At 71.6% G+C, this 6,000-nt stretch carries 7 protein-coding genes; 4 read left to right on the top strand and 3 right to left on the bottom strand.

Annotated elements, in window-relative coordinates:
• Positions 1-68: 68 nt before the first annotated feature.
• The gene (locus tag ABD056_RS12005) at positions 69-332 is read right to left on the bottom strand and encodes an MBL fold metallo-hydrolase (RefSeq protein ID WP_343866930.1); all 264 of its coding nucleotides are present in this window, start codon (positions 330-332) and stop codon (positions 69-71) included.
• A 6-nt stretch (positions 333-338) separates the two neighbouring features.
• On the opposite strand from ABD056_RS12005, the gene ABD056_RS12000 reads away from it, so the two are divergent.
• Both ABD056_RS12000 and ABD056_RS11995 read left to right on the top strand, forming a co-directional pair.
• The gene (locus ABD056_RS12000; RefSeq protein ID WP_343866929.1) at positions 339-530 is read left to right on the top strand and encodes a hypothetical protein; all 192 of its coding nucleotides are present in this window, start codon (positions 339-341) and stop codon (positions 528-530) included.
• A gap of 144 nt (positions 531-674) precedes the next feature.
• A complete protein-coding gene (locus ABD056_RS11995) occupies positions 675-1,829 on the top strand; it encodes an AAA family ATPase (protein ID WP_343866927.1) in 1,155 nt (384 codons plus the stop codon).
• A gap of 7 nt (positions 1,830-1,836) precedes the next feature.
• Here the strand turns inward: ABD056_RS11995 and ABD056_RS11990 are convergent, their stop codons facing one another.
• Entirely contained in the window at positions 1,837-2,634 is a 798-nt protein-coding gene (locus ABD056_RS11990; RefSeq protein WP_343866925.1) for a helix-turn-helix transcriptional regulator, read from the bottom strand.
• Positions 2,635-2,752: 118 nt separating this feature from the next.
• Between ABD056_RS11990 and ABD056_RS11985 the strand changes: the two genes are divergently transcribed.
• Entirely contained in the window at positions 2,753-4,351 is a 1,599-nt protein-coding gene (locus ABD056_RS11985) for an MFS transporter (RefSeq protein ID WP_343866924.1), read from the top strand.
• Positions 4,352-4,370: 19 nt separating this feature from the next.
• Here ABD056_RS11985 and ABD056_RS11980 read toward each other — a convergent pair whose 3' ends face one another.
• Entirely contained in the window at positions 4,371-5,270 is a 900-nt protein-coding gene (locus ABD056_RS11980; RefSeq protein WP_343866922.1) for a LysR family transcriptional regulator, read from the bottom strand.
• A gap of 132 nt (positions 5,271-5,402) precedes the next feature.
• Here ABD056_RS11980 and ABD056_RS11975 point away from each other — a divergent pair, with 132 nt between their 5' ends.
• On the top strand, positions 5,403-5,948 hold the full coding sequence (locus ABD056_RS11975) for a carboxymuconolactone decarboxylase family protein (protein ID WP_343866920.1): 546 nt from the start codon (positions 5,403-5,405) through the stop codon (positions 5,946-5,948).
• Positions 5,949-6,000: the final 52 nt, after the last annotated feature.

The raw sequence follows: 6,000 nt of genomic DNA, 5'->3' as shown, positions 1-6,000 counted from the left end.
ACGGTAACCGAGAATTTTCTCACCTCAAGTGGTCCAGGAAAGCGGGAGGAGGTCAACTCCGGTTGCCCCTAAACCTCCAGCTCCATGCCGTCGTAGGCCACCTGCCAGCCGGCGGCTTCCACCGTGCGGCGGGCCGGCGTGTCGGCGCTGAGGACAGGGTTGGTGTTGTTGATGTGGATGTAGACCTTGCGGCCGATGCGCAGCGGCGCGAAAGCGGCGAGGGAGCCGGCCTCGCCGCTCATGGCCATGTGCCCCATGCGGACGGCGGTCTTCACCCCCACCTGATGAGCCTGCATCTCGTCCTCGGTGAAGGTGGTGCCGTCGAACATCACTGCCCGATGGTGTCTTCGGTCATCATCGGCGCCCGCACGGAGGAGCAGTTGCGCCAGAACCTGGGAGCGGTCGGCTGGGAGCTGACGCCCGACCAGGTGGCGCGCCTGGATGCGGCGAGCGCCGTCACGCCGCCCTATCCCCACTTCCCCTACTACCGCCAGCCGGGCTTCGCGCGCCTGTCGCCGCCCGCCGTGTGAGCACCCCGTCGCCCCGGAGGCTCCCACCGACCGGGCGACGGGAGCTTGACGCGGCCCGGGCCGGTCGAGGACAACTGGATACCACCCCCGCCTTGGCCGGGGGAGGGGGCTGCGGCGGCAACGGGTACGCCACGGAACCGGGGCATGATCACCAGGCTGGCCATCTCGGGCTATCGGTCGTTGCGCGACGTCACCCTGCGCCTTGGCCGCATCACCGTCGTCACCGGGCAGAACGGGTCGGGCAAGTCGAGCCTCTACCGCTCGCTCCGGCTGCTGGCCGAAGTGGCGGATGGCGGGGTGATCCGCTCGCTGGCGGCCGAGGGCGGCATCGCCTCCGCCCTGTGGGCGGGGCCGGAGGCCTTCAGCCGCGCCATGCGCGCGCGGACGGAACCGGTGCAGGCGACGGTGCGCAAGAAGTCGGTCGCCATGCGGCTCGGGTTTTCCAGCGACGACTACGGCTACGCCATCGACCTCGGGCTGCCACTGCCGTCGCAGTCGTTCTTCTCCCGCGACCCGGCCATCAAGGCGGAAGCCCTGTGGGCGGGGCAGCGCCTCACGCCGCGGACCGCCCTGGCCGAGCGCCGCGGCCCCGCCTTCCGCCTGCGGTCCCGCGCCGACGGCGGGTGGTCCGAGACGTGGGGCGTCATCGCGCCGGTCGACAGTATGCTGGTCCAGGGCGCCGGCCCCGGCGAGGGCATCGAGCTTCTGATGATGCGCGAGCGCCTGCGTCGCTGGCGCTTCTATGACGACCTGCGGGTCGACCGCAACGCCCCGGCGCGCCGGCCCCAGGTCGGCACCTTCACGCCCGTCCTCGCCGCCGACGGCGCCGATCTGGCCGCCGCCCTGCGGACCATCGTCGAGATCGGCGACGACGGGGCCCTGAAGACCGCCGTCGCCGACGCCTTCGAGGGCGCGACCGTCGCCGTCGCGCCGGATTTCTCCATCGAAATGCGCCAGCAGGGGCTGCTCCGGCCGCTGGGTGCGGGAGAGCTTTCGGAAGGCACCCTGCGCTACCTGCTGCTGGTGGCCGCCCTGCTGTCGCCGCAGCCGCCGGAACTGATGGTGCTGAACGAGCCCGAAAGCCACCTCAACCCGGCGCTGCACGAGGCGCTGGCGCGCCTGCTGGCGGCGGCGGGCAAGCGCTGCCAGCTGATCGTCGTGACCCATGCCCCCGCGCTGGTCGACGCCCTCGGCTCGGACCCGGACACCGTCACCATCCGCCTGCACAAGGATCTTGGCGAAACCCATGCCGATGCGGAGGCGCGGGACCCCGATCCGTGGGCCTGGCCGAGCCGCTGAGCGGCGCCTAGCCTGCAGGGGTGTGGAAGTGGACCACCATCCGCAGGTGGCGGTGTTCATCGACCGTCAGGACCTCGTGCTGCAGCCGCAGCGTGCCGTCGTCGCCCGCGAGGGCGGTGAGACCTCGCGCCGGGCCGCGCCTCGGCGGGCCCTTCCACCAGCGCCGGAAGTCCGGCGACAGGGTCTCCAGGTCGTCGATCAACCGCAGCATCGCCGGGTCGTCGGGGACCAGGGCGAGGTCGCGCCGCAGGGCCTCGATGAGCTGCGGCGCATCTTCCGCCCAGGCGGGAAGCCGGCGTCGCAGGTCGGGATCGGCGAACACCATCCGAAGCATGTTGCGGTCCGGCGGTGTCTTGCGGGAGAAGCCGAACAGCCCGTCCCCGGCGGCGTTCCAGGCGATGACGTCCCACCGCAGGTTCTGGACGTAGGCGGGCCGGTCCCGCCAGTCGTCCATGAGCAGCTGGATGCGCGGCGACACCACGGGCCAATGATAGGGCTCGGCCGGCGGCGGGCGGCGGTGGGCCAGAACGAACAGGTGGGCGCATTCGGCATCGTCGAGACGGAGCACCTTGGCCAGTCGCAGGAGGAAATCCTCCGACACGCCGATCTCCCGCCCCTGTTCGAGCCACGTGTACCAACTGAGGCCGACACCGGCGAGCGCCGCCACTTCCTCTCGGCGCAGGCCGGGGGTGCGGCGGCGGCGGCCGGCCGCCAGTCCGACCTCGGCGGGCGAGACCCGCTGGCGATGGTGCCGCAGGAAGTCCGACAGCTCCTTTCGTGTCCGCTCCAGAGATCGCGTCGCCATGGCCTGTTGCCCGAAGTAACAGCATAAACAGCCAAATTGTAACAGGGTAAAGACCTTCGGAAAATGCCGTTCCGACGTCAGGAGGCCGCAACGCGCCTCCCCATTCCGCGGAGGTGGCATGTCATCCGATTGCGAACGACTCTCCCTCGATCCCCGCACCGTTCCAGCGCCCGGACCACGCTCCCAGCGCCAGGAGGCTGCGGCACCCCCGCGCTGGGCCGGGCTGGCGGTTCTGGCGCTGCCGACTGCCCTGCTCGGGCTGGACGTGACGCTGCTGTATCTGGCTATGCCGGCCCTGGCGGCGGACCTGCGCCCCAGCAGCAGCCAGGCGCTGTGGATCATGGACGCCTATGGCTTCATGATCGCGGGCTTCCTCATCACCATGGGCACGGTGGGGGACCGCATCGGACGCCGGCGGTTGCTGCTTGTCGGGGCCGCGGCCTTCGGCGCCGCCTCGGTGCTGGCGGCCTTCGCGCCGACGGCCGGCACCCTGATCGCCGCCCGCGCCATGCTGGGCATCGCCGGCGCCACGCTGATGCCGTCCACCCTGGCCCTCATCAGCACCCTGTTTCCGGTGCCGCGGGAGCGGGCGCTGGCCATCGGGATCTGGGCGACCATGTTCGCCCTCGGCATGGCAGCGGGGCCGCTGGTCGGCGGGGTGTTGCTGGAGCACTTCTGGTGGGGGGCGGCCTTCCTCGTCGCCATCCCCGTCGTCGCCGTCGTCCTCGTTGCCGGCCCGCTGGTGCTGCCGGAATACCGGGCGCCCGAGGGCGGCCGGCTCGATCTGCTCAGCGTCGCCCTGTCCTTGGCGGCGATCCTGCCGGTGGTCTATTTCATCAAGGACAGCGCGGAGAGCGGCCTGTCCGTCGGGTCGGTGGCGGCGTTGGCGGCCGGGCTGGTCTTCACGCGCCTTTTCGTGACGCGGCAGCGGAAGCTTCCGAGCCCGCTGCTCGATGTGCGCCTGTTCGGCAACAGGACGTTCAGCACCGCCCTGAGCGTGCTGCTGGTCGGCCTGATCGGCGTCGGCGGGGCCATGCTGCTGGTCACCCAGTATCTGCAACTGGTCATGGAGCTGTCGGCGCTGTCCGCCGGCCTGTGGATGGGGCCGCCGGCGGTGATGATGGTGGTCGGCGGGATCGGCGCGCCGCTCCTCGCCCGGACCATCCGGCCGAGCCTGGTCATGGCCGGATCGCTGGCCCTGTCCGCTGTCGGTTACCTCTGCCTCGCCCTGCTGCCGTGGCTGCCGGGGCTGGTGCCGGTGACGGCGGGGTATGGTCTGGTCTACCTCGGCCTCGGCACCATCGCGGCCCTTGGTACCGATCTGGTGGTGGGGTCCGCCCCGCCGGAGAAGGCCGGCTCCGCCTCGGCCATGTCGGAAACGGTGCAGGAACTGGGGATTGCCGTGGGCGTCGCCGCTCTCGGCAGCCTCACCACCGCCGTCTACCGCGGGATCGTCGCGGAGCGCGTGCCGGCAGACCTTCCCGAGGCCGCAGCCCGCGCCGTCGGCGAGGGCCTGTGGGCGGCGGCATCCGCAGCGGACCGCCTGCCGGACACCGTGCTCGTCATGGCCAAGGAGGCGTTCACGGCGGGACTGAGCGCCGCCGCCCTGCTCGCGGCAGTGGGGATCGCCGGTCTGGCCGGAGTATGCGCTGTCGTCCTGCGCCAGGTGGGTGTCGCCGGTGACGGCGATGCCGCCTCGGAGAGGGATGTCGCCTGAAGCGTCTCCCTGCCGCCGGTCAGCCGAGGGCCCGCTCGGCGCGCAGCCGGTGCGCTGCGAAGTCCACGAAGGCCCGCACGCGGGCGGAGGCGTCCCGTCCTTCCCGATGGACGAGGTGGATCGGCACCGGCGGGGGCTCGTAATCCGCCAGGACCACCGCCAGCCGCCCGGCCGCGATGTCGGCGGCGACCATGTAGGACAGCACGCGGGTCAGCCCGTGCCCCTGCATGGCGGCGGCGATTGCCGTATCCGCCGTGTTCACCTCCAGCCGCGGCGAAGTCCGCACCGTGATCTCGCCGTCGCCGGCCCGGAAGGTCCATGCCGGCGACGGCGTGACGCCCTGCACCGCGATGATCCGGTGATGCGCCAGGTCGTCCGGCTGCTGCGGCACGCCATGCTCCGCCAGATAGGCGGGCGAGGCGCAGACAAGGCGCCGCACCGAGCCCACCTTCACCGCCGTCAGGCCGGAATCGGGCAGGTGGGCGATGCGCACGGCGACGTCCAGGCCTTCGTCCATGAGGTTCACGACGCGGTCGACGAACAGGGTCCGCACGCTCACTCGCGGGTGACGGCCGAGGAAATCGAGCAGGATCGGCGCGATGTGCAGGCGCCCGAACAGCACCGGAGCCGTGACCGACAGGCGCCCCTGGGGCTCGCGGTGGGAACCGGCTGCGACGTCCTCCGCCTCCTCGATCTCCGCCAGGATGCGCCGGCAGTCCTCCAGGTAGCGGCGTCCCGCCTCGGTCAGTCGCACGCTGCGCGTGGTGCGGTGAAGCAGCCGCGTGCCGATGCGCTCCTCCAGCCCGGCGACGGCCCGCGTCACCACGGGCGGCGACAGCGCCAGGCGGCGCGCCGCGCGCACGAAGCCTTCTTCCTCCGCGACGGCCACGAACACCGTCATCGCCTGCAGCCTGTCCATGGCCGATCATTCCCGAAACCGGAATTATCTCTTGCCGAGAATGAGAATTCATATCTTCGAAGGCAAGGGCGATTGTCTGGTCATCGGGGCGGCCATTGCCGGCCCAGCGACCAACAAGGAGGACAGTCTCCCATGACCCGCATTCCCGCCATCGATCCCGCCGCCGCGCCGGCCGAGGCCAAGGCGCTTCTCGACGCCGTTCAGGCCCGGCTCGGCATGACGCCGAACTTCCTGCGCGTGCTCGCCCATTCTCCCGCCGCCCTCGGTGCTTTCCTCGGGTTGCATGGCATCGCCGGGCAGGGCAGCCTGGATGCGCAGACGCGCGAGCGGATCGCCCTCGCCCTCGCCGAGCAGAACGGCTGCCAGTACTGCGTCTCGGCGCATACCGCGCTCGGCCGCGGCACCGGGCTGAGCGGCGAGGAGATGGAGGCCAATCGTCGCGGCACCTCCCAGGACGACCGGGCGGCGGCGGCCGTCGCCTTCGCCCGCGCCCTGGTCACACACACGGGCGAGGTGACTTCGGCGGAGATTGAGTCGGTGCGCCGGGCCGGCTACGGCGATGCCGAGATCGTCGAGATCATCGTGCACGTCGGCATGAACCTGCTGACCAACATCCTCGGCAAGGCCAGCCGCATCGAGATCGACTTCCCCAAGGTCCCGCTGCTGCGCCCCGCCTGATCCTGCCCCTGCCGCCCCCGTCCGGCCGCGCCGGCCCGGGCGGAGGCGCCGG

The organism is Caenispirillum bisanense, from assembly GCF_039523075.1.
Taxonomy (GTDB): Bacteria; Pseudomonadota; Alphaproteobacteria; order Rhodospirillales; family Rhodospirillaceae; genus Caenispirillum; species Caenispirillum bisanense.
This window is presented reverse-complemented; position numbering and strand designations above follow the sequence as displayed.